At 60.0% G+C, this 20,501-nt stretch carries 21 protein-coding genes and 5 tRNA genes; 15 read left to right on the top strand and 11 right to left on the bottom strand.

The features are described 5' to 3' along the window. The first annotated feature begins 54 nt into the window (after nt 1-54). The 6 genes from clpB to BV82_RS22815 all read left to right on the top strand — a co-directional run bounded on the left by clpB (nt 55) and on the right by BV82_RS22815 (nt 3,970). On the top strand, nt 55-2,619 hold the full coding sequence (gene clpB / locus BV82_RS22840; protein ID WP_010220611.1) for an ATP-dependent chaperone ClpB: 2,565 nt from the start codon (nt 55-57) through the stop codon (nt 2,617-2,619). A gap of 303 nt (nt 2,620-2,922) precedes the next feature. Further along, nucleotides 2,923-2,998, top strand: a tRNA-Asn gene (locus BV82_RS22835). A 10-nt stretch (nt 2,999-3,008) separates the two neighbouring features. Beyond that, nucleotides 3,009-3,085 (top strand) — tRNA-Pro (locus BV82_RS22830). A gap of 5 nt (nt 3,086-3,090) precedes the next feature. Continuing rightward, nucleotides 3,091-3,166, top strand: a tRNA-Lys gene (locus tag BV82_RS22825). Nucleotides 3,167-3,266: 100 nt separating this feature from the next. After that, nucleotides 3,267-3,343 (top strand) — tRNA-Pro (locus BV82_RS22820). Nucleotides 3,344-3,439: 96 nt separating this feature from the next. Further along, nucleotides 3,440-3,970, top strand: a complete 531-nt coding sequence (locus BV82_RS22815; RefSeq protein WP_036996889.1) for a dihydrofolate reductase family protein — start codon at nt 3,440-3,442, stop codon at nt 3,968-3,970. Between the two features lie 157 nt (nt 3,971-4,127). Here BV82_RS22815 and BV82_RS22810 read toward each other — a convergent pair whose 3' ends face one another. The 3 genes from BV82_RS22810 to BV82_RS22800 all read right to left on the bottom strand — a co-directional run bounded on the left by BV82_RS22810 (nt 4,128) and on the right by BV82_RS22800 (nt 6,479). Further along, on the bottom strand, nt 4,128-5,423 hold the full coding sequence (locus BV82_RS22810) for an NAD(P)/FAD-dependent oxidoreductase (protein ID WP_036996888.1): 1,296 nt from the start codon (nt 5,421-5,423) through the stop codon (nt 4,128-4,130). Between the two features lie 84 nt (nt 5,424-5,507). Then, nucleotides 5,508-5,681, bottom strand: a complete 174-nt coding sequence (locus tag BV82_RS22805) for a DUF3094 family protein (RefSeq protein WP_081492759.1) — start codon at nt 5,679-5,681, stop codon at nt 5,508-5,510. Nucleotides 5,682-5,849: 168 nt separating this feature from the next. Then, nucleotides 5,850-6,479: a DUF1780 domain-containing protein gene (locus tag BV82_RS22800; protein WP_010220617.1), complete on the bottom strand. Its 630-nt coding sequence runs from the start codon at nt 6,477-6,479 to the stop codon at nt 5,850-5,852. 121 nt (nt 6,480-6,600) lie between these two features. On the opposite strand from BV82_RS22800, the gene BV82_RS22795 reads away from it, so the two are divergent. The 3 genes from BV82_RS22795 to BV82_RS22785 are packed head-to-tail and all read left to right on the top strand — an operon-like array spanning nt 6,601 to nt 8,852. Next, nucleotides 6,601-7,062 carry a hypothetical protein gene (locus tag BV82_RS22795; RefSeq protein ID WP_145959289.1) on the top strand — a complete coding sequence of 154 codons (462 nt, stop codon included), beginning with the start codon at nt 6,601-6,603 and terminating at the stop codon, nt 7,060-7,062. A 29-nt stretch (nt 7,063-7,091) separates the two neighbouring features. Beyond that, complete coding sequence (locus BV82_RS22790; protein ID WP_051636817.1) at nt 7,092-8,117, top strand: MFS transporter; 1,026 nt, start codon at nt 7,092-7,094, stop codon at nt 8,115-8,117. Between the two features lie 45 nt (nt 8,118-8,162). Then, nucleotides 8,163-8,852: an energy-coupling factor ABC transporter permease gene (locus tag BV82_RS22785; RefSeq protein ID WP_036996886.1), complete on the top strand. Its 690-nt coding sequence runs from the start codon at nt 8,163-8,165 to the stop codon at nt 8,850-8,852. A gap of 4 nt (nt 8,853-8,856) precedes the next feature. Here BV82_RS22785 and yacG read toward each other — a convergent pair whose 3' ends face one another. Genes yacG through BV82_RS22765 form a run of 4 tightly spaced genes read right to left on the bottom strand, consistent with a single transcriptional unit; the run spans nt 8,857 to nt 11,757 of the window. After that, nucleotides 8,857-9,057 (bottom strand): DNA gyrase inhibitor YacG, encoded by a 201-nt coding sequence (yacG, locus tag BV82_RS22780; protein WP_010220621.1) that lies wholly within the window; start codon nt 9,055-9,057, stop codon nt 8,857-8,859. After that, a complete protein-coding gene (coaE, locus tag BV82_RS22775) occupies nt 9,054-9,677 on the bottom strand; it encodes a dephospho-CoA kinase (RefSeq protein ID WP_010220622.1) in 624 nt (207 codons plus the stop codon). The genes yacG and coaE overlap by 4 nt, the downstream gene beginning before the upstream one ends. Then, the gene (locus BV82_RS22770) at nt 9,677-10,546 is read right to left on the bottom strand and encodes a prepilin peptidase (RefSeq protein ID WP_036996885.1); all 870 of its coding nucleotides are present in this window, start codon (nt 10,544-10,546) and stop codon (nt 9,677-9,679) included. Before BV82_RS22770 ends, coaE begins: the two co-directional genes overlap by 1 nt. 2 nt (nt 10,547-10,548) lie before the next feature. Beyond that, nucleotides 10,549-11,757: a type II secretion system F family protein gene (locus BV82_RS22765; protein WP_036996884.1), complete on the bottom strand. Its 1,209-nt coding sequence runs from the start codon at nt 11,755-11,757 to the stop codon at nt 10,549-10,551. 218 nt (nt 11,758-11,975) lie between these two features. Between BV82_RS22765 and BV82_RS22760 the strand changes: the two genes are divergently transcribed. The 4 genes from BV82_RS22760 to BV82_RS22745 all read left to right on the top strand — a co-directional run bounded on the left by BV82_RS22760 (nt 11,976) and on the right by BV82_RS22745 (nt 14,354). Continuing rightward, on the top strand, nt 11,976-12,386 hold the full coding sequence (locus BV82_RS22760) for a pilin (RefSeq protein WP_036996883.1): 411 nt from the start codon (nt 11,976-11,978) through the stop codon (nt 12,384-12,386). Between the two features lie 70 nt (nt 12,387-12,456). Further along, nucleotides 12,457-12,532, top strand: a tRNA-Thr gene (locus tag BV82_RS22755). Between the two features lie 451 nt (nt 12,533-12,983). Further along, nucleotides 12,984-13,346, top strand: coding sequence for a hypothetical protein (locus BV82_RS22750; RefSeq protein WP_010220626.1), 363 nt, complete (start codon nt 12,984-12,986; stop codon nt 13,344-13,346). A gap of 213 nt (nt 13,347-13,559) precedes the next feature. After that, nucleotides 13,560-14,354 carry a substrate-binding domain-containing protein gene (locus tag BV82_RS22745; RefSeq protein WP_036996882.1) on the top strand — a complete coding sequence of 265 codons (795 nt, stop codon included), beginning with the start codon at nt 13,560-13,562 and terminating at the stop codon, nt 14,352-14,354. 287 nt (nt 14,355-14,641) lie between these two features. Here BV82_RS22745 and BV82_RS22740 read toward each other — a convergent pair whose 3' ends face one another. Further along, nucleotides 14,642-15,652, bottom strand: coding sequence for an aldo/keto reductase (locus tag BV82_RS22740; protein ID WP_036996896.1), 1,011 nt, complete (start codon nt 15,650-15,652; stop codon nt 14,642-14,644). A gap of 92 nt (nt 15,653-15,744) precedes the next feature. Between BV82_RS22740 and BV82_RS22735 the strand changes: the two genes are divergently transcribed. Next, nucleotides 15,745-16,644, top strand: coding sequence for a LysR family transcriptional regulator (locus tag BV82_RS22735; RefSeq protein ID WP_036996881.1), 900 nt, complete (start codon nt 15,745-15,747; stop codon nt 16,642-16,644). A 66-nt stretch (nt 16,645-16,710) separates the two neighbouring features. Here BV82_RS22735 and BV82_RS22730 read toward each other — a convergent pair whose 3' ends face one another. Together BV82_RS22730 and BV82_RS22725 are read right to left on the bottom strand one after the other, a co-directional pair. Further along, the gene (locus BV82_RS22730; RefSeq protein ID WP_036996880.1) at nt 16,711-17,520 is read right to left on the bottom strand and encodes an NYN domain-containing protein; all 810 of its coding nucleotides are present in this window, start codon (nt 17,518-17,520) and stop codon (nt 16,711-16,713) included. Between the two features lie 757 nt (nt 17,521-18,277). Continuing rightward, nucleotides 18,278-18,505: a hypothetical protein gene (locus BV82_RS22725; protein WP_010220631.1), complete on the bottom strand. Its 228-nt coding sequence runs from the start codon at nt 18,503-18,505 to the stop codon at nt 18,278-18,280. A gap of 465 nt (nt 18,506-18,970) precedes the next feature. On the opposite strand from BV82_RS22725, the gene BV82_RS22720 reads away from it, so the two are divergent. Continuing rightward, on the top strand, nt 18,971-19,573 hold the full coding sequence (locus tag BV82_RS22720; RefSeq protein ID WP_036996879.1) for a transglycosylase SLT domain-containing protein: 603 nt from the start codon (nt 18,971-18,973) through the stop codon (nt 19,571-19,573). On the opposite strand, the gene BV82_RS22715 is transcribed toward BV82_RS22720, so the two are convergent. Further along, complete coding sequence (locus BV82_RS22715) at nt 19,570-20,445, bottom strand: EamA family transporter (RefSeq protein WP_036996878.1); 876 nt, start codon at nt 20,443-20,445, stop codon at nt 19,570-19,572. The two genes, BV82_RS22720 and BV82_RS22715, sit on opposite strands and share 4 nt — an antisense overlap. Nucleotides 20,446-20,501: the final 56 nt, after the last annotated feature.

The raw sequence follows: 20,501 nt of genomic DNA, 5'->3' as shown, positions 1-20,501 counted from the left end.
TTTCTTCATCAGGTGTGTCCATCGCTCCGACCTGCCCATAAAGGAAGGTAACCCATGCGAATAGACCGTTTGACCAGCAAGCTGCAATTAGCATTATCCGACTCCCAATCCCTGGCCGTGGGCATGGACCATCCGGCCATCGAGCCTGCGCACCTGGTGCAGGCCCTGATCGATCAGCAGGGCGGTTCGATCAAGCCGCTGCTGATGCAGGTCGGCTTTGACGTCAACAGCCTGCGCAAGGCGTTGAGCAAAGAGCTCGACCAACTGCCGAAAATCCAGAACCCCACGGGCGATGTGAACATGTCCCAGGACCTGGCGCGCCTGCTCAACCAGGCCGACCGCCTGGCCCAGCAAAAGGGCGACCAGTTCATCTCCAGCGAGCTGGTGCTGCTGGCGGCCATGGACGAGAACAGCAAGCTCGGCAAGCTGCTGCTCAGCCAGGGCGTTAGCAAAAAGGCCCTGGAAAACGCCATCAGCAACCTGCGTGGCGGCGAGGCGGTCAATGACCCCAACGCCGAAGAGTCGCGCCAGGCCCTGGACAAATACACCATCGACCTGACCAAGCGCGCCGAAGACGGCAAGCTTGACCCGGTGATCGGCCGTGACGATGAAATTCGCCGCACCATCCAGGTGCTGCAGCGCCGGACCAAGAACAACCCGGTGCTGATCGGTGAGCCTGGCGTCGGTAAGACCGCCATCGCCGAAGGCCTGGCCCAGCGCATCATCAATGGCGAAGTGCCGGACGGCCTTAAAGGCAAGCGCCTGCTGTCGCTGGACATGGGCGCGCTGATTGCCGGTGCCAAGTTCCGCGGCGAGTTCGAGGAACGCCTCAAAGCCCTGCTCAACGAGCTGTCCAAGCAGGAAGGGCAGATCATCCTGTTCATCGATGAGTTGCACACCATGGTCGGCGCCGGTAAAGGCGAAGGCTCGATGGATGCCGGCAACATGCTCAAGCCGGCCCTGGCCCGTGGCGAGCTGCACTGCGTCGGCGCCACCACGCTTAACGAATACCGCCAGTACATTGAAAAAGACGCCGCGCTGGAGCGGCGTTTCCAGAAGGTACTGGTTGAAGAACCGAGCGAAGAGGACACCATCGCCATCCTGCGTGGCCTCAAGGAGCGTTACGAGGTGCACCACAAGGTGGCGATCACCGACGGCGCGATCATCGCCGCGGCCAAGCTCAGCCATCGCTACATCACTGACCGTCAGTTGCCGGACAAGGCCATCGACCTGATCGACGAAGCGGCCAGCCGCATCCGCATGGAGATCGACTCCAAGCCGGAAGTGCTCGACCGCCTGGAGCGCCGCCTGATTCAACTGAAGGTCGAGTCCCAGGCACTGAAGAAAGAAGACGACGAAGCCGCGATCAAGCGCCTGGAGAAGCTCACCGAAGAGATCGCCCGGCTGGAGCGCGAGTACGCCGACCTGGAAGAGGTCTGGACGTCGGAAAAAGCCGAAGTGCAGGGCTCGGCGCAGATCCAGCAGAAAATCGAGCAATCGCGTCAGGAGCTTGAAGCGGCCCGCCGCAAGGGCGACCTCAGCCGCATGGCCGAGCTGCAGTACGGGGTGATCCCGGACCTGGAGCGCAGCCTGCAGATGGTCGACCAGCACGGCAAGGCGGAAAACCAGCTGCTGCGTAACAAGGTCACTGAAGAAGAGATTGCCGAGGTCGTGTCCAAGTGGACCGGCATCCCGGTGTCGAAGATGCTCGAAGGCGAGCGGGAAAAACTGCTGAAAATGGAAAGCCTGCTGCACGAGCGGGTGATCGGCCAGGAAGAAGCAGTGGTGGCAGTCTCCAACGCCGTGCGCCGTTCGCGTGCCGGCCTGTCGGACCCGAACCGCCCGAGCGGCTCGTTCCTGTTCCTCGGCCCGACCGGTGTCGGTAAAACCGAGTTGTGCAAGGCGCTGGCCGAGTTTCTCTTCGACACTGAAGAGGCCATGGTGCGTATCGACATGTCCGAGTTCATGGAGAAACACTCCGTGGCTCGCCTGATCGGTGCCCCACCAGGCTACGTAGGTTATGAAGAGGGCGGCTACCTGACCGAAGCGGTGCGGCGCAAACCTTATTCGGTGGTGCTGCTCGACGAGGTCGAGAAGGCCCACCCGGATGTCTTCAACGTGTTGCTGCAGGTGCTTGAAGACGGCCGCCTGACCGACAGCCACGGGCGGACGGTGGATTTCCGTAATACAGTGATCGTCATGACCTCCAACCTGGGCTCCTCGCAGATCCAGGAACTGGTGGGCGATCGTGAAGCGCAGCGTGCGGCGGTGATGGATGCCGTGGGTTCGCACTTCCGGCCGGAGTTCATCAACCGTATCGACGAAGTGGTGGTGTTCGAACCGCTGGGCCGCGAGCAGATCGCCGGTATCACCCAGATCCAGCTCGGCCGCCTGCGCAGCCGCCTGACTGAACGTGAGCTGAGCCTGGAGCTGAGCCCTGAGGCACTGGATAAACTGATCGCCGTCGGTTACGACCCGGTCTATGGCGCCCGGCCGCTGAAACGGGCGATCCAGCGCTGGATCGAGAACCCGTTGGCGCAGTTGATCCTGTCGGGCAAGTTCCTGCCAGGCAGCGCCATCACGGCGAAAGTGGAGGGCGAAGAGATCGTCTTTGCCTGAGTTTTCGGTGGGTTACGCTAAGGCCTCGATTTTCGAGGCCTTTTTTCTTTGCATTTTTTCTCGAGTGCTTGTAAAGTGCGCCCCGCTGTATGTCGCCCCGCAGCTTCCCGGCAAAATTGGGAATCTGAAAAAAAGTTGCAAATCAGTAAGTTGAATGCAAATTAGGGGTTGACAAGGGTTTTGAAGGTTGTAGAATAGCGCGCCTCAGAGACATGAACGCAGCGATGCACAAGGTCGAAGAGTTCGAAGCGGTAGTGATACAGCACTCGAAATTGCAGCACTGTTGTAATTGAAATTAATAGTTCCGCGATAGCTCAGTCGGTAGAGCAAATGACTGTTAATCATTGGGTCCCAGGTTCGAGTCCTGGTCGCGGAGCCAAATTTCAAGCCGGGGTATAGCGCAGTCCGGTAGCGCGCCTGCTTTGGGAGCAGGATGTCAGGAGTTCGAATCCCCTTACCCCGACCATTTTTGGGTCGTTAGCTCAGTTGGTAGAGCAGTTGGCTTTTAACCAATTGGTCGTAGGTTCGAATCCTACACGACCCACCATTTTTGAAGCCGGTACGCTGGGTTCAAATCTTAAAAGGTTGGTTTGCCATTAGCAGCCAGCCATAAAAAAAGGCGCCTTTATTGGAGCCTTTTTTTTTACCGGGGTATAGCGCAGTCCGGTAGCGCGCCTGCTTTGGGAGCAGGATGTCAGGAGTTCGAATCCCCTTACCCCGACCATCTTTAGAAAGAAGGGCACCTTGCAAAAGGTGCCCTTTTTTCGTTTCTACAGCCTGCCTGATACTATCCGGCTATTTCCTGCAAGGGAGCTGCCCCATGACCCTGAAAACCTCCGTCTATATCGCCACCAGCCTCGATGGCTACATCGCCCGTGAAAGCGGTGAGCTGGACTGGCTGATGGTCGCCACCAGTTCCAGTGACGACCACGGTTACGCCGCGTACATGGCCACTGTCGACACCCTGGTCATGGGCCGCAACACCTTTGAGAAGGTCCTGACCTTTGGCGAGTGGCCGTATCCGCACAAGCGTGTGGTGGTGCTGAGCAGCACCTTGCAGCAGGCCGATATGCAGCATGGCATCGAAGTGCACCCGGGGCCGGTCGCCGACCTGGTCGAGCACCTGAATGAAACAGGCGCCAAGGGGCTGTACCTCGATGGCGGGCAGGTGATTCAGAGCTTCTTGCGCGAAGGCCGGCTGGATGAACTGACCATCACCCGCATACCGGTGTTGCTGGGCAGCGGCATACCGCTGTTCGGGGCCTTGGCGAAGGATGTGGTGCTGCAGCATATGCGCAGCACCACCTTTGAGAGCGGGTTTGTGCAGAGTACCTACCGGGTCCTCAAGTAAAACCTACACCACGGACTTGTGGGAACTGGCTTGCCAGCAGCACATTTACATCGACTGTACCGACGCCATCGCGGGTCAAGCCCGCTCCTACAGAAACACCGCCATACCTGTGGGAGCGGGCTTGCCCCGCGATGAGGCCCTCAAAGCCAATCCAACGTCAGTGCAACTTCAACCGCGGCTCAGTCCCACGCCCGATCCGGCTACCCAGCATCAGCATCAGCGTACGGAATGTCCCGTACAGCGCCATCTGGTGCATGCGGTACAGCGACACATAGAACATCCGCGCCAACCAGCCTTCGAGCATCACGCTGCCGGTCAGGTTGCCCATCAGGTTACCCACCGCCGAGAAGCGCGACAGCGACACCAGCGAGCCATAATCCCGGTACGCATACGTCGGCAACGGCTTGCCTTCCAGGCGCGCCTTCAAGCCCTTGGCCAGCAACGACGCCTGCTGGTGCGCAGCCTGCGCCCGTGGTGGCACGTTGCGGTCGCTACCCGGTTGCGGGCAGGCGGCGCAGTCGCCGAAGGCGAAGATGTTGTCGTCCAGGGTGGTTTGCAGGGTAGGGCGCACCACCAGCTGGTTGATCCGGTTGGTTTCCAGGCCGTCGATGTCCTTGAGGAAACCCGGCGCACGAATACCCGCCGCCCAGACCTTGAGGCTGGCCTGAATCACGTCACCATTGCTGGTGCGCAGCTCATCGGCGGTCACTTCACTGACCGCCGCGTTGGTCATCACCGTCACCCCGAGTTTCTCCAGGGTCTTGTGCACGGGCACGCTGATGCGCTCCGGCAGCGCTGGCAGTACCCGCGGGCCAGCCTCGATCAGGGTGATGTGCATGTCTTTGGGCTGGATACGATCCAGGCCGTAAGCCGCCAGCTCATGGGCCGCGTGGTGCAGCTCGGCGGCCAGTTCCACACCGGTGGCACCGGCGCCGACGATGGCCACGCTGATTTGCTCATTGGCCTGATCGCCGGCGTGGGCGCGCAGGTAATGATTGAGCAGTTGCTGGTGGAAACGCTCGGCCTGCTTGCAGGTATCGAGGAACAGGCAATGCTGCGCCGCGCCCAAGGTGCCGAAGTCGTTGGTGTTACTGCCCACTGCGATCACCAGGGTGTCATAGCCCAGGGTGCGCGCAGGCAGCAATTCGCGACCGTCTTCATCGAGGGTGGCAGCCAGCTGGATCTGCTTGGTTTCGCGGTCCAGGCCGCTCATGCGCCCGAGTTGGAACTGGAAGTGATTCCACTTGGCCTGGGCCACGTAGTTCAGTTCGTCTTCGGAAGAGTTGAGCGAGCCCGCCGCCACTTCGTGCAGCAGCGGCTTCCAGATGTGCGTCAGGTTGGCGTCGACCAGGGTGATGCTGGCGCTACCTTTTTTGCCCAGGGTCTTACCCAGGCGGGTCGCCAGTTCCAGGCCGCCGGCGCCGCCGCCGACAATCACAATACGGTGAGTCATGGAGATATCTCATAAGGTTTACGGAATTCGGGTCTTGAGTGGCAGGCCGCACGGGGCGGGCGTTGTGGGCGAGCGCAAGGCAGCTCATAGCACCAGATGACTCAAGAGGCGGCTCAACAAGCCGAGTGCAACGGTCACGACCACCACCAGCAGAAGGAGCAGCCAGGGCCGGAATGGCTTGCGCTCGACTTGGTGCTGGGGGGCTCGCAGGTATTCATCGACACGACGCTGGTCTTCGGGATTCAGTCGGCTGGTCATGAGGGCCTCGTCAGATAGACGCTTGTGACTGTGGGAACGCTACAGTGTTCACTCTAGTCGCTCGAAGGTTGCCCAGCGTTCAGTCACTTGGCTGTCTTTATAACGAATGATTGCGCTTTGTATCACCGGCACAGAATTTATGCCATCGGGCTTTGGCAGGGGGCCAGCTCAGAGGCTTATTCCTACATCGAAAACGATGCTGCGCCCCAAATTGCCGCGCAAGAAGTCCGGCGCATCGGGGTGGGCAAACAGCACCCGGGCGAAGGTCGGGCCCACCAGCGACAACGAGCGCCAGCCCTGGCGCAGGTATTCGGTGGGCGGCGGGAAGTGGCTGTTGAGGTCGAGCACTTCGCGCTTGAGGCTGGCAAAGGCAATGATGTCCAGCTCGCTCAGGTCCAGGCCGCGCTCCTGGTAGTTGTGCGATTTTTTACGCAGGGTCGGCGCCAGGCGCTGCAGCAGTTCCTGGGCGCTGATCCGCCGGGGCCGGGCTTCGCGGCGTACCAGTTGGCTCAACGAGAAGGCACTGCGCCGACGCTGCAGCTCTTCGCGCCATTCGTCGTTCAGGCGCCGGCCTTCATCGAGGACAAAAAACACCTCGAAGGCGGCATCGCGAAACAGCACATCAGGCGGTTCTTGCCCGGCGGCGGCAAAGTCTTCGCTGCGGTAGGGAATGTTCAAGCCTTGCAGCAGGCGCTGGCAGACCCAACGCTCACGTTCCCATTTACGGGCATTGGATAGAAACGCATTGGCTTGTTCGGCCTGAATGGTGAGCAGGCGCAAATAGTCTGAGTCGTCCATGGGCACAAGCTTAGCGTTCAATTGAGCTTTGCAGGAAATGTCTGCAAGCCATTGCTGCGCATGTAAACCAGCGCCTAGACTGCGCACCCGTTGTGGGCTCAGTGAATATCAGGGAAGAAGCATGAGCGTAGTGAAGATGGGCGGCATATTCGGTTCCGGCACGGTGGTCTGTGCCCTGGTGGTGTACGGCGTGGGCTTTTTGTTCTGGACGCCCACCGTGCCTTACGACACTGCAGATGGCCGCTATGTGGTGCTCAAGGAGGGCGACTCACCGCCCTACAGCGTCAAACTCATCGACCATCGCGGCGCAGAAGATGAAATCGTCCGCAGCTATGCCGAGTTCAACCCCAAGGTGCTCAGCGTCATGCCCGGCGACTACCGCTTGCGCCTGACCCTGAACGAGTTCGGCTGCTACGGCGCCTGGGCCGATGTGCAGGTATCGGCGACCACCATCAGCGTCATCGAGCAGCAGCGCAACCCCAGTTGCCAGCCGCCGGACTGGCTGGTTGAAGGCGCTGTGTTCCGCCTGTTCGAGGCACCGAAAGCGCCCGCCGAGGCTGACCAAGCCAACCCCGAGGTGTAGAGCCACTCATGACAGGGACGGAGGTGCGCATGGCCTTATCAACCTGGCGGGTATGGAGCGCGGTGACGGTGCTGTGCATCGCTTCCTTCGCGATGGTGACCTCCGAGTTCGCCCCTATCGGTTTGTTGTCACAGATTTCCGCCGATTTGGCGCAGGAGCCGGCCAGGGTCGGGCTCAGCGTGACCTTGTATGCCTGGATTGGCGCTGTCAGTGGCTTGCTTGCCAACAGCCTGAGCCGCTGGATCGCCCGCAAGCCGCTGATGATTGCCCTGATGTTGATGCTGGCAGCATCGCTGGTCAACCTGGTGGGCCAGTACGACGGCTGGCGAACCGCTTTTGCTTGCCTGGCGTTGCTCTGTGTCGCCAGTGCCGGGGCAATCGCCTTGGTAGTCCCTGGCCTGGGCCTGGTCGCCGCAGCACCCGGCACCGGGTATGTGGCGGTGCTGCGGCGCCGGGATCTGCTGATCACCTTCGTCATCACCGGGCTGACGGCGGCCGCACATTTTGCCGCCTACACCTTTGTCGAGCCCTTTATCAGTCAGGTGCCAGATGTGACCCCGTGGATGGTCGCGGCACTGCTTTTTGCATTCGGCGCTGCGGGCTTTTTGGGCAACCTGCTGAGCGCGATCTTCATCGACCGCCACCTCAAACCCTTCATCCTCCTGGCCCTGATCGCCATGGCAGGGGCGCTGCTGACCCTGGGCCTGCTTGGGCCCGAGTTGAACCTGCTGGCCGTGGCGGCCTTGCTGATGGTCTGGGGCGTTGCCATCTCGGCGCTGTTTACCGGTCTGCAGACCTGGGTGTTGAGCATCGCCGGCGCCCATACCGTTCCGGCCACGGCCCTGCATACGGCAGTGCTCAATGGCGCGATCGGCCTGGGGGTGATCATCGGCGGTGGAGCGCTTGAGAGTATTGGCCTGCGGGGCGCCATGCTGGGCGCCAGCATGGTGATACTCCCGGCCATAGTGCTGCTGCTCGCTTCAGGTACGTTGCGCCGCACAACGCCGGTATTTTCCGCAGCCACTGAGGCTGATCAAGCCAGCCCCGAGGTGTAGACTGCCCCCACGCCTATTGCCTCACTCGAACAAGGGTTATTTGCCGTGATCAGTGCCGCCGTACTTTCCAGCCAGACCCTGACCATCGCCTGGGTCGCCTATGTGCCCGTGCTGATCTGGGCGGTGGCGCGTACCCGCTGGCTCGAACTGTTCGCCGACAGCCGTCGCCAGCACTTGCTGTTCGGCACGGTGTTCGCCTTGTTTGCCCTGTGGCTGGTGCGGCGCGACTTCGACACCGGGGTGTCTTATCACTTCATCGGCATGACCGCCGTGACCCTGCTGCTGGACTGGCCGCTGGCGATTGTCGGTGGCTTGCTGGCGCAGCTCGGCCTGCTGGCGCTGGGGCGCCAGGACCTGGCGGCGATGGGGGTCAATGGCCTGTTGCTGATCGGCCTGCCGGTGCTGGTCACCGAAGTGTGCGCGATCCTGGTGGAGCGGGCACAGCCGCGCAACCTGTTCGTCTATATCTTCTGTTCGGGCTTTTTTGCCGCGGCGCTGTCGGCACTCTTGTGCCTGCTCGGTGGGCTGGGGTTGCTGTGGATGGACGGGCGCTTCGTCATGCCGGAGTGGATCGAGGACTTTATCGGCTACCTGTGGCTGATCATCTTCCCCGAAGCCTTTATCAACGGCATGGTGGTCAGCGCCCTGGTGGTGTTCTGCCCGGAGTGGCTGGAGACCTTCAACCGGACCCGCTACCTGCAGGCCCCGTGGAAGGACGACGACCCCGGGCGCTGACGGCTCAGTGGCGCGGGTCGAGCTCGCCGGAGAACAGCTCGTCTTCGGCATCCGGGGCGACCGGAATCTTGTGCTCTTCAGCGGCCCAGGCACCCAGGTCGATCAGCTTGCAGCGGTCGGAACAGAACGGCCGGAACGGGCTGGTCGCGTTCCATTCCACAGGGGCGCCACAGGTCGGGCAATCTACGGTCATCGGTTGGCTCATGCTTGGCCTCCTCGCAAAGTCAGGTAAAAGTGGTGCAGGCGGTCGACCTCCGAATGCAGCCAGCCCAGGTCGCGGTCATTGACCAGCACATCGTGGGCGTGGCGCAGGCGCTCTTCGCGGCTGGCCTGGGCCTTGAGGATGGCCTGCACCTGTTCGGCGCTGGTCTGGTCGCGCAGCAGGGTGCGCTGCACTTGCAGCGCCTGCGGCGCATCGATCACCAGCAGGCGGTTGGTGCGCTTGTACTGGCCGGACTCCACCATCAACGGCGAGACGAACACCGCATAGGGCGACTCGGCCTTGGCCAGGTAGCTGAAGATCTCCTGGCCGATCAACGGATGCAGCAGGGCTTCGAGCCACAGGCGCTGCTGCGGGTCGGCAAAGATCAGCTCGCGCAGGGCGGCGCGGTTGAGCTGGCCGTCCTCGAGCAGCACACCCGGGCCGAAACGCTCGACGATACGGGCCAGCGCCGGGCGGCCCGGCTCGACCACCCAGCGCGCGGCCTGGTCGGCGTCGACCAGGTGCACACCCAGCTCGACAAAGCGCTGCGCAGCGGCGCTCTTGCCACTGCCGATGCCGCCGGTAAGGCCGAGAATCCAGGGAGTGAATGCAGCGGTGGTCATCAGAATCCGGAATATTTCAGATAGGAAGTGGTTATTTGACCACCCCAGAGCAGCGCGATCCAGCCCGCGATGGCCAGATAGGGACCAAAGGGGATCGGCGTGCTGGCCTGCTTGCGCTGCAGGCGCAGCATAATCAGCCCGATCACCGCCCCCAACAAGGACGACAGCAGCAACGTCAGTGGCAGGATCTGCCAGCCGCCCCAGGCACCCAGCATTGCCAGCAACTTGAAGTCGCCATAGCCCATGCCTTCCTTGCCGGTAAGCATCTTGAACAACCAGAACACCGACCACAGGCTCAGGTAACCGGCCACCGTGCCCCACAGGGCATCTTCCAGCGGCACGAACATTTCGAAGGCATTGACGATCAACCCCAGCCACAACAGCGGCAATACCAGGGCATCGGGCAGCAGATGGTGCTCGATGTCGATCATGCTCATGGCCAGCAGGCCCCAGCTCAGCAGCAGCAGGGCCAGGGCGGTGCCGGTGACGCCGAAGCGCCAGGCGACAAACAGGGTCAGCCCCCCGCAGGCGAGTTCCACCAGCGGGTAGCGCGGGCTGATGCGCGCCTGGCAACTGGAACAGCGCCCGCGCAAGGCCAGGTAACTAATGACCGGTATGTTTTCCCAGGGGCGAATACGGTGGGCGCAATGCGGGCACTGCGACGGCGGCAACAACAGGTCGAAGCGCGGCGCTTGTGCCTCGCTAGGCAACTCCAGCACCTCGCGCGCCTCGGCCTGCCATTGGCGTTCGAGCATGATCGGCAGGCGATGCACCAGCACATTGAGAAAGCTGCCGATGATCAGCCCGAGCAACAGGGCGATGCTCAGGTACATCAGTGGCTGGCTGGCCAGGGAGTTCAACAGGTTCATGGTCAGATCACATTGCCCAGCTGGAAGATTGGCAGGTACATGGCGATCACCAGGCTGCCCACCAGCAACCCCAGGATCAGCACGATCAACGGCTCAATCAGGGCCGTGAGGGTGTCGAGCAGGTGGTCGATGGCCTGTTCATAGTGGCTGGCGATCCTGGCGAGCATATCGTCCAGTGTCCCGGCTGTCTCGCCAATGGCGCACATCTGCACCACCAGCGCCGGGAACAAGCCGCTGGCGCGCAATGCCACGTTCAAGGCTAGACCACTGGCCAGGTCCTCGCGCACCTTGTGCAGCGCCTGCTCATACAACGGATTGCCACACGCCCCGGCAACCGGCCCCAGCGCCTCGACCAACGGCACCCCGGCGGCAAACGAAGTCGACAAGGTGCGGGCAAAGCGGGCGAGGGCGGTATGCCGGAGCAGGCTGCCAAGCACCGGCAAACGCAGGGCCAGGCGCACCAGCCACAAACGCAACGCAGGCTTGTGTCGATAACCCCAAACCAGCGCGCCAACAACGCTGCACGACGTTATCAACAGCAGCCAGAAATGCGCCCCCAGCCACTGCGACAAGCCGATCACCTGTTGGGTAAAGGCCGGCAGCTCGGCACCAAAGCCGCCGAACAGCGACTGAAAACGCGGCACCACCTCCAGCAGCAACAGCGCCGACACCCCAAAGCCCACCAGCAGCACCAGCAGTGGATAGGTCATGGCTTTTTTCAGCCGTGCGCGCAGGGCCTGGCGTTGCTCCTGCAGCGCCGCCACCTGGGCCAGCACGACCTCCAGGCTGCCGGACTGCTCACCGGCGTCCACCAGGTTGCAGTACAGCCGATCGAAATAGTGCGGGTGCCGGCGCAGCGCAGTGGCCAGGCTGCTGCCAGCAGCGATATCGGCCTTGATCGCCCCCAGCAGGCGGGCCATCGCCGGGTTGGCGCTGCTTTGGGCGACCACATCCAGCGCTTGCAGCAGCGCCACCCCCGCCTTGACCAGGGTGGCCAGCTGGCGGCTGAACTGGCTCAGCGCCTTGCCATCCAGTGGCCGGCGCCATTGCCACAGCGGCGGGCGCACACTGGCGATACGCCCCGGGCGAATCCCGCGCTGGCGCAATTGCGCCCTGATCAACGCCGGGCTGCGTGCGGCGCTCTGGCCGCTGATCAAGGCGCCCTGGGCGTTGGTGCCTTGCCAGTTGTACATCTGGTTGCTGTCGGTCATCGCCACATCCTTGCTGCGCGGCCTTGCACAAGCCTGGTAACAGCTCCAGGCCCCAAGCGGCGAGCAGTGATGCCCGCCGCCCACTAGAGTAGTCGAGCCAGGATGACCGAATGACCGTCACGGGGTGACAAAAGGTGTCTGTTCGGGCCTACTGGCGCGCCTGCTGGCGCCGCACCACTGCGGCCCGGCATGAACTGATTTTGTGAGGGAGAGTGTCCATGAAAGGGCAACGCGGTATTACCTTGATCGAACTGATGATCGTGGTGGCGATCATCGGCCTTCTGGCGACCATCGCCTTACCGATTTACACCAACAGCCAGGTACGCACCAAAGCCACGGCGGGCCTGGTAGAAATTTCTGCCCTGAAGACCGCCTTCGACCTGCGCCTGAACGAAGGCAAAGACATCGCCAATGTCGCCGCCCTGGGCGGCCAGGAGCGCACCGCCCACTGCGCCATTGTCGCCAGCGGCACCGCGGCCACGGGCGTGGGCAGCATCGTCTGCACCCTGATCGACGCCCCGGCCATCGCCACCGACAAAACCATCACCCTGACCCGCTCCGCGACCGGTTGGGCCTGCACCAGCACCCTCAGCGAAGACCTCGCCCCGGCAGGCTGCAAAGCCCTCTGAAACCGGCGCAATTGCTGTTAATAAACAGTGATTTGCGAAAGCGACCCGGCAGTGGTAGCGTTATCGCCACGCCGGTGTAGCTCAGTCGGTAGAGCAGCGCACTCGTAACGCGAAGGTCGCAGGTTCGATTCCTGTCTCCGGCACCATCCAGCTGTTCCGATACGTCTCCTCATGTATACGGAAGCCCATGAAAAGCCCGCCAAGTGCGGGCTTTCTTGTTTCTGCCTGTCTCGTTCTGTCTCTAGGCATATACCAGTTTTAGGTATGCGTGAGGGTATACGCCGGTTCGACGATAAAACGTGTATCTATGACACGCACCGTTACCCCCTGTCCGCCCCCAAATGCGAGGCTGGCAAGGCACGGGACAAGGACCCCACCCTGTTCGATGGCCACCCACTGGTTCGCACTCCAGGTTCGCAACCCCCTATGCGCGAACCTGGGCGGCCTATTTGTTGAGTAATGTTGAGGTAGTCAGACGGTGGTTTCCACTGAGGATTCCACGGTTTTAGCCTTGAGCCAGAAGGCATCGAGTACTATTCACTTCCGCAATTACTGTCGACATTCGGCAGTCTCTTCAAATCAGCCAGCGAGGATAGGATGAGTACTCAGGAATGTGCGTTGATTCACTTAACGCTCTTCAAACACAGCGCGAAATCATTTTTGGCCGCATTGGATGAGGCGGGTATTCCTCATGGCCCCGTGCATATGTTTTCAAGTGCTCCTCAAAATTCGGGGCTTGTCGAAGCTATTGCGGCTTTGTCTGACGCGATGCCTTGGAATGCAATCGCGAAGATTGTGGTTGCGTGGATTGAGGCAAGAAAAAGCCGAGAAGTAATCATTTATACAGAGGCGGGTGAGTCGTTCCACGCTAAAGGCTACTCGGCGTCGGAGGTTCAAAAGCTACTCCGGATATCTACAAACGTTACCGTCATCGATACCAAGCCTGTTGATGAGCAATGATGGCTGCCCTGCCTGTAGCTTTACCAGACCTATACGGAATATGAGACAGACATGAGACGGAATCCGCGGAGCTGCCGATCACCAGAGGCAGCCATCCACAACCCATAGCTGCTATTGGCGGATAAAAATGTGAAACTTTCTTAATAACTGATTAACCATAAGCGTGCTCCTCGCCCGGTAAAGTTTCGCGCTTTTACTGTGGAGAAAGTTCCCATGCTTCGAATGCTGTCCTTTGCTGCCCTCTTGACCACTTCATTCGTCTGCTTGGCTGCTGACGTTGTGCAAGGTGGTACGCAAACGCTGACCGTTTTGAGTTCCGGCGGCATCATGGGCGCTATCCGGGAAGTGGCGCCAGCTTATGAGAAGAAATTTGGCGTGAAGCTGGAAGTTCTCGCCGCTCCTTCGATGGGGGAGACCCCGCAGGCCGTCCCGAACAGGCTCGCCCGCGGCGAGCAGGCGGATGTTGTCCTGATGGTGGGTTCGGCGCTCGACAACCTGGTGGCCGGCGGTCAAGCCGATAAAACCAGCCGAGTAGATCTCGGAAAATCGTTCATTGCCATGGCCGTACGCAAAGGCGAACCGAAGCCGGATATAGGCACCATGCAGGGCTTGCGCACAGTGCTGCAGAACAGCAGCTCTGTCGCCTACTCCGACAGCGCAAGTGGCGTATATCTCTCCAAGACCCTGTTCCCTCGCATGCAGCTCGGTGACCAGTTCACGGCCAAGGCTCACATGATACCTGCCGAGCCCGTCGGCGCAGTGATCGCTCGCGGCCAAGCGCAGATCGGCTTCCAACAGCTAAGTGAGCTCAAGCCAGTAAAGGGCATCGACATCGTTGGTCTGATCCCGGCTGAAGCGCAGAAAATGACCATGTATTCGGGCGCTGTCGTCAGCAAGAGCCAGCACCATGCCGCAGCCCAGGCGCTCCTCGACTACCTGGCATCACCAGAAGCTGACGCAGCGATTAAGGACAGTGGGCTGATGCCACTGGACCATACAGAGCGCTGACTGCAAGTACCGGCACCGATACCAGGGATGTGGCAAGAAAGGCATGCATGTTCCACCCTCGTTGACAGCTACCTGCCAACCGTTACCAGTATTGTTGAAGGGGGAACGGGCTATCTATAATGGGTCGCAAGCAGTCCGGCGCGAACGGCTGCTATCGACCCGACCCGAAGCGGACGGTCGATGTTGGCCCCTGTTTTGTCGGCCGCGATCCCTATCGCTCACTGGCATCCGCACGGCCCGCAATAGAAGCTATGTCATCAACGTATCAACTGGTGGGTATCAGATGCTCAGGACACACTGCTGGGTACATTTGTACCCATACCTTCAGGTAAATAGGGGCGTATTTCTTCTATTTCAGCGTGGCTAAGACGAATTCTCGTGGCGTCGATCAATCCATTCACCTGGTCGGGCCTGCGTGCGCCTACGATAGCGCCGGAGACTGCCCGATTACGTAGTACCCAAGCAATGGCTACGGCCGCCGCTTTGACCCCATGCCTGGCACCGATATTTGCCATGACTTCTACCAAAGCGAGGTTCTTGCTGAGGCGAGGTTCCTGGAAGTCGGCGCTCCGCGATTTTCGCCAATCATCGTCGGACAGCTGTGCAATCCGCTCGCGGGTCATGCTTCCCGTCAGTAAACCAGATTGTAACGTCGAGTAGGCAATCACGCCGACCTGCGCTGTTGCACAATAAGGCAGGATCTGTTCCTCGATATCACGCATCAAAGCTGAATACGGCGGTTGAAGGGAGGCGATATCGGTTACGGAGCGGGCTCGCTCAAGCTGAGAAACATCGAAGTTTGACACGCCAATCGCCCTTATCTTGCCCTGAGCCTTGGCTTGGGCCAAGGTCGCCAAAGCCTCCTCGATGCCTTCGCTGTTTCCATCGGCCGGGAACGCTGGCCAGTGAATCTGATAGAGATCGATGACATTCACCTGCAAGCGACGCAGGCTATCCTCGATTTCTTTCATCAATGACTGGGGGGCGAGCGAATGAGAGATCTCACGGGTTTCGGGATCCCACACCAGGCTACCTTTGGTGAATACCAGCGGGCGACGCGAAGCCGGCACCTGACGCAGCAATTGCCCAGTCAATATCTCGGCATGGCCGAGTCCATATACGGCTGCTGTGTCGATCCAGTTCACGCCGCGTTCTACCGCGTACTCCAATGCTGCCAGGCTATCGCCATCATCTTGCGCCCCCCAGCTGAACTCCCACCCTTGCCCGGCAATGGCCCAAGTGCCCATTCCAATTGGCGAAATCAACAACTCGGATGTACCTAGCCGATTCTTTTGCATGCAAACCTCTCGTCGATTGAGGCGCAGAGTATTCATTGAGAGGTTACCGACGATAAGATAGCTAATCGTGTTTGAACTGCTGAGCTGCATTCATGAAATCCCCTTGCGACCTTTCCGAACTCGACGCCTTCGCCGCAGTGGCTCGCCATCACAGCTTTCGTAAAGCCGCCGACGAGCGAGGGGTATCTGCGTCAGCCCTCAGCCACGCCATGCGTGCCTTGGAAGGCAAGCTGGGGGTCAGACTCCTCAATCGCACCACTCGCAGCGTCACGCCTACCGAAGCAGGTAATCAACTTCTGGCCACGTTGGTTCCGGCGTTGGCACAGGTCGCCAAAGCGCTGCATGAACTGACCTTCAAACAGGAAATTCCCACCGGCACGCTGCGATTGAACGTATCGCGGCCCGCTGCCCGTCTCGTCGTTGCGCCACTGCTGGCGCCATTCACAGCAGCCTACCCACGTATCAACGTGGAGCTGGTGGCCGATGATGGGTTGAGCGACATCGTCGAAAAAGGGTTCGATGCCGGAGTGCGCTTCGGCGAGAGCCTGGCTGGTGACATGATCGCCGTCCCGGTGGGCCCACCCCAGGGATTTGTCACCGTTGCTGCCCCCAGTTACCTCAGCAGACACGGGACACCGGACACACCGCAAAGGCTACTTGAGCACGCCTGCATTGGCCGACGCTTTCCCAGCGGCAAACTGTACAAGTGGGAATATCTTGCTGAGGGGCAGCCCATGCGCCTGGCCGTGGCAGGGCCGTTGATACTGGAAGATGACACCATGATGATTCAAGCGGCAAAGGACGGCGCCGGGATCGCGTACGTGTATGAGGAGATGGCAAGGGAATACATGGCTCGGGGGCAACTGGAGGAAGTTCTCGAAGACTGGAAAGCCTTGCCAAGCAGGTTTTTCATCTATTACTCCAGCCGGCGTCACGTACCGCCAGCGCTAAAGGCGCTGATCGAGTTTGTGCGTGAAACGCAGCATCGTTGAACAAATTGATGGCAGTACATGTGTTCGCCGCCTAAATGGGTGTCCGGAATCATTAGACCACCACAGCTACGTGTTCGGCTGTCGGTGCCGGGCATAGAGTATCGAACCACCCACGCCCGACGTGCCTCTGGTTTGCAGTTCAAACGTATCCGGATACCCCTTGATCAACTCACTGAGCTTTTTATAACCATGGGTGCGAGGGTCGAATTCAGGTTTCAATTTGCTGATGTTGGTGCCCAGCGCTCCCAAGTGAGCCCAGCCATCCTCGTCGGCAATGTCATCCAAGATCTTTGCAATGAAACTTACGGGTGCCTTGGGTAGCTTTTTTACCTTGGGCATGCTGGCGACTTTGACGGCCTCGATTGCGGCGGGTGGCTCAGGTTCGGGGCGATCATGCCCATTGCTCGCCGCAACAAGCACTTCACTACGCAGCAATTCGGTATAGATGAACTTGTCGCAGGCCGACACGAACGGCCTGGGGGTTTTTTCTTCACCAAACCCATAGACGGTCAAACCTTCTTCTCGTAGCCGAGAAGCGAGACGGGTGAAGTCACTGTCGCTCGAAACCAGGCAGAAACCGTCGAAGCGTCGGGTGTACAGCAGGTCCATTGCGTCGATGATCAAGGTGCTGTCTGTTGCGTTCTTACCTTTGGTGTACGCGAACTGTTGGATAGGTTGAATCGAATGGTCGAGTAGCACCTTTTTCCATCCACCCAACTGCGGGCCAGTCCAATCGCCATAAATCCGCTTGACGTTGGCGACGCCGTACTTGGCGATTTCTTCGAATAAACCTTCGACAATTGCCGCAGGGGCATTGTCAGCGTCGATTAACACTGCCAAGTGTTTTTGCTTGGGAGGGGAGGTATGGATGGTCATGGGACGTCCTTGAGGTGAAGACTTCAACATGCCGTTAAATTATGGATGAACAAAGGGACCACTGCTTGGCACTAGAGAGCGTGTTGTGCCAACGGGTTTGCGGTGATGTGCACATCGCAGCCGGTTAGCCAATGACTTTCAATCGACTGCTTTCGGCCCCAAGCGGCCCGTGGACAGCTAATGGTCATCTGGCGCTTGATTTTAACGAGTCGTCAGCCGCTTGTTGGCTATTGATTGCTGAAGAGTTGATCAAACGCCGAGGATTCAAACGGATGGGGTCACCCGTCATAGGCGTGAGTGAACAAATTCACCCAAGCTTCCAGTATGCTGAGTTCAACCTTGCGGCTGCAGGGATAATTGGTCTGGACATTACTTGCTTTCTGACTCTGTGGCAGGCGATGTATTTCTGCAACAGTTATTCGACCAGGTCCGCGCATGACGGGCGGCAGTCATCCGTTTTGCGGATTGGGAGTGCGTGCAGAGCATTTGCGAATGGCTGCAATGGGTTGAATCCACAGTCGAAAGCAGCCGTAAGAAATCAGTGGCTTTCGACCAAAAATTGAGCTTCCTTTAAGCTTGGCATTTCTTAGGGCAATCCAGCTGTGCCACGCTCAGTGTTAAATCCAACCATCCCCTGCACCAGATCCTCCACCAACACCTATCGTTTTCAGCACTGAAGCACGATCTTCGCTCATCCATACCTCCCAAAGCAGGCAGCCAGCCTTGCCTAAGCAACGCTGGCGCTCGCCTGAAAAACTCAGTGCTTCAACTGAACCTTGCTCAAAGCCACTTCAACCAAGCTTCGGGCGTGTTCAATTTCATGCATGGTCGCCAAGGTCAGTACTTGCTCAGGCGGCATGGGATGCAGTAGCACCGTCTGCTGGGCAATGGTCAGCGCGCAGACCAAGTATTCGGAAGTCTGGACGAGAAGGTCTTCAAGGGATTGGTTGGGATGATGCGGTGGATCTGGGACGATTTTTAACATGGTGTCTCCCCGGTGAATGGAGCCGCCACGAATCTGCTGTCAAACAAATGGGTGGCAACTGTACGCGGGTTGACAGACCGAACACCGGAGAACTCGGCGCACACGAAGGTGCCCCACGTACAATCGCCATAAAGGCTTGCACATGTCCACGGTGTAGTCGGCCTGTCAAAACCGGTCGTTGAATTGCCAACGACCGGCCGAGACTAGAGCCCCACCGGGACCACTGCAATGCTTTGAAAGCGGCAAAAGTATGATTGGGAAATGGACTACATGGAATCAGGAAATTCTGAAGATTTCCGCCGCTAAAGTACCGTTCTCGCGACTATTCGTTACAAATCCACAACACCATACTGGTGACCCTGCCATCACCCACGCCATCATAGGAGGTCACCGCAACCTGGCCCGGCCAGGCGCTGCGTTATATACGAAGGGCAACTAAAGCCCTCTTTTTTGCTGGGGCGATGGATGAAACAAGGGCGAGGGTGGGCGCTGGTGCTTTCGGTTGTGGTCTTGGCGGGCTGCGCCACGGCGCCGCCGAGGGATCAGAACAATCTGTGCAATATCTACCGCGAGTACCCGGACTGGTACGAAGATTCGCTGAAGATGCAGCAGCAGTTCGGCACGCCGCAACATGTGGCGATGGCGATCATGAAGCAGGAAAGCAGTTTCGTCTCCGATGCGCTGCCGCCCCGCGATTACTTGTTGTGGGTCATCCCGTGGGGGCGGGTGAGTTCGGCCTATGGTTATGCACAGGCCCAGGACCCGGTCTGGGGTGAGTACAAATCCGGTACCGGCAATGGCGGCTCGCGGGATAACTTCGATGACGCGGTCATGTTCATTGGCTGGTACACCGCCGGCACCCAGCGCCAGTTGGGAATTTCCAAGTGGGATACCTACAACCAGTACCTGGCCTATCACGAAGGGCGCGGCGGTTTTAGTCGTGGGACGTATCGCAGCAAGCCGTGGCTGATGCAGGTGGCGCGCAAGGTGGAGGCGCAGTCGCGGCTCTACGGTGCCCAGCTCAAGGCCTGTCGCCAGGAGCTGGAAGATGATCGCGGTTGGTTCTAGACCGTTCGGCGCAACAGCGGGCGGGTCTTGACCAGCCCCGCTGCAAGGGCCGCCAGAATGAGGGCAATGGCGATGCCTTCGTTGCGGTTGATGTGGTAGCCGAGCATGACGATGGAGCCGGCGATGCCGAATATCGGGATCAGCAACGACAGTGGCGCAACGGTTGAAACCGGGTACTCGCGCAGCAACAGGTTCCAGCCCCAGTAACAGAAGTGCGTCGCCGCGTAGACCTGGAACAACAGCGATAACAGCGCCACGCCTTCAACGTGGCTGGCCAGGGCGGTGAACGGTGCGCTGCCATGGCTGAGCCAGGTGAGCAGCAGCAAGGGGATCGGCGGGAACAGGCTGGCCCACACCACAAAGGCAAACATCTCACGCACTTTCGAGCGTTTGATGATGACGTTGCCAACGCTCCAGCTGAAGGCACTGACGAGCAATACGCTGTAGCCCGCGGTCGTCGCCTGGCCGGGGCTGCTGGCGATAATGCAGATCAAACCCAGGGCCGCGAGTACCACGCCAACGCACTGGCCAAGGCTGATGCCTTCGCGAAACAGCAGCACGCCCCATCCCAAGGTGAAGAAGGCACTGAACTGGATCAGCAGGGCAGCGGTGCCGGGTGGCACGCCCAGGCTGATGCCTAAGTTGATCAGCGCCCACATCGCCACGCCGAAGATCAAGCCGTAGGCGACCAGCCAGCCCAGGGCCACGGGCGGGCGTTTGATGAAGAACACCCAGGGCAGGGCGGCGAGGCTAAAGCGCAGGGCGGTGAGCAACAGCGGGTCGATCTCGGCCAGGGCCAGTTTGCTGATGGGGAAGTTCAGGCCCCAGACGGCTGTCACCAACACGGCGAGCAGCAGGTGTTTTCGTTGCATGGTGTTGTTATCCACAGGCGGGCAGGGCACAACTATGCGCAATGCAGGTGCTGGCC

It is taken from the genome of Pseudomonas donghuensis, assembly GCF_000696345.2.
GTDB classification, from domain to species: domain Bacteria; phylum Pseudomonadota; class Gammaproteobacteria; order Pseudomonadales; family Pseudomonadaceae; genus Aquipseudomonas; species Aquipseudomonas donghuensis.
Note: the sequence above shows the minus strand (reverse complement) of the source record. Positions and strands in the feature narration are given on the sequence as shown.

Excerpts from the sequence above, each read along its gene's own strand:
- yacG (WP_010220621.1), bottom strand. The coding sequence starts at position 9,057 with ATGAGCCAACCGATGACCGTAGATTGCCCGACCTGTGGCGCCCCTGTG.
- BV82_RS22760 (WP_036996883.1), top strand. The coding sequence starts at position 11,976 with ATGAAAGGGCAACGCGGTATTACCTTGATCGAACTGATGATCGTGGTG.
- BV82_RS22770 (WP_036996885.1), bottom strand. The coding sequence starts at position 10,546 with ATGAACCTGTTGAACTCCCTGGCCAGCCAGCCACTGATGTACCTGAGC.
- BV82_RS22805 (WP_081492759.1), bottom strand. The coding sequence starts at position 5,681 with ATGACCAGCCGACTGAATCCCGAAGACCAGCGTCGTGTCGATGAATAC.
- BV82_RS22735 (WP_036996881.1), top strand. The coding sequence starts at position 15,745 with ATGAAATCCCCTTGCGACCTTTCCGAACTCGACGCCTTCGCCGCAGTG.
- BV82_RS22725 (WP_010220631.1), bottom strand. The coding sequence starts at position 18,505 with ATGTTAAAAATCGTCCCAGATCCACCGCATCATCCCAACCAATCCCTT.
- BV82_RS22795 (WP_145959289.1), top strand. The coding sequence starts at position 6,601 with ATGAGCGTAGTGAAGATGGGCGGCATATTCGGTTCCGGCACGGTGGTC.
- clpB (WP_010220611.1), top strand. The coding sequence starts at position 55 with ATGCGAATAGACCGTTTGACCAGCAAGCTGCAATTAGCATTATCCGAC.
- BV82_RS22720 (WP_036996879.1), top strand. The coding sequence starts at position 18,971 with ATGAAACAAGGGCGAGGGTGGGCGCTGGTGCTTTCGGTTGTGGTCTTG.
- BV82_RS22745 (WP_036996882.1), top strand. The coding sequence starts at position 13,560 with ATGCTTCGAATGCTGTCCTTTGCTGCCCTCTTGACCACTTCATTCGTC.
- BV82_RS22750 (WP_010220626.1), top strand. The coding sequence starts at position 12,984 with ATGAGTACTCAGGAATGTGCGTTGATTCACTTAACGCTCTTCAAACAC.
- BV82_RS22810 (WP_036996888.1), bottom strand. The coding sequence starts at position 5,423 with ATGACTCACCGTATTGTGATTGTCGGCGGCGGCGCCGGCGGCCTGGAA.
- BV82_RS22815 (WP_036996889.1), top strand. The coding sequence starts at position 3,440 with ATGACCCTGAAAACCTCCGTCTATATCGCCACCAGCCTCGATGGCTAC.
- coaE (WP_010220622.1), bottom strand. The coding sequence starts at position 9,677 with ATGACCACCGCTGCATTCACTCCCTGGATTCTCGGCCTTACCGGCGGC.
- BV82_RS22715 (WP_036996878.1), bottom strand. The coding sequence starts at position 20,445 with ATGCAACGAAAACACCTGCTGCTCGCCGTGTTGGTGACAGCCGTCTGG.
- BV82_RS22765 (WP_036996884.1), bottom strand. The coding sequence starts at position 11,757 with ATGACCGACAGCAACCAGATGTACAACTGGCAAGGCACCAACGCCCAG.
- BV82_RS22730 (WP_036996880.1), bottom strand. The coding sequence starts at position 17,520 with ATGACCATCCATACCTCCCCTCCCAAGCAAAAACACTTGGCAGTGTTA.
- BV82_RS22790 (WP_051636817.1), top strand. The coding sequence starts at position 7,092 with ATGGCCTTATCAACCTGGCGGGTATGGAGCGCGGTGACGGTGCTGTGC.
- BV82_RS22800 (WP_010220617.1), bottom strand. The coding sequence starts at position 6,479 with ATGGACGACTCAGACTATTTGCGCCTGCTCACCATTCAGGCCGAACAA.
- BV82_RS22740 (WP_036996896.1), bottom strand. The coding sequence starts at position 15,652 with ATGCAAAAGAATCGGCTAGGTACATCCGAGTTGTTGATTTCGCCAATT.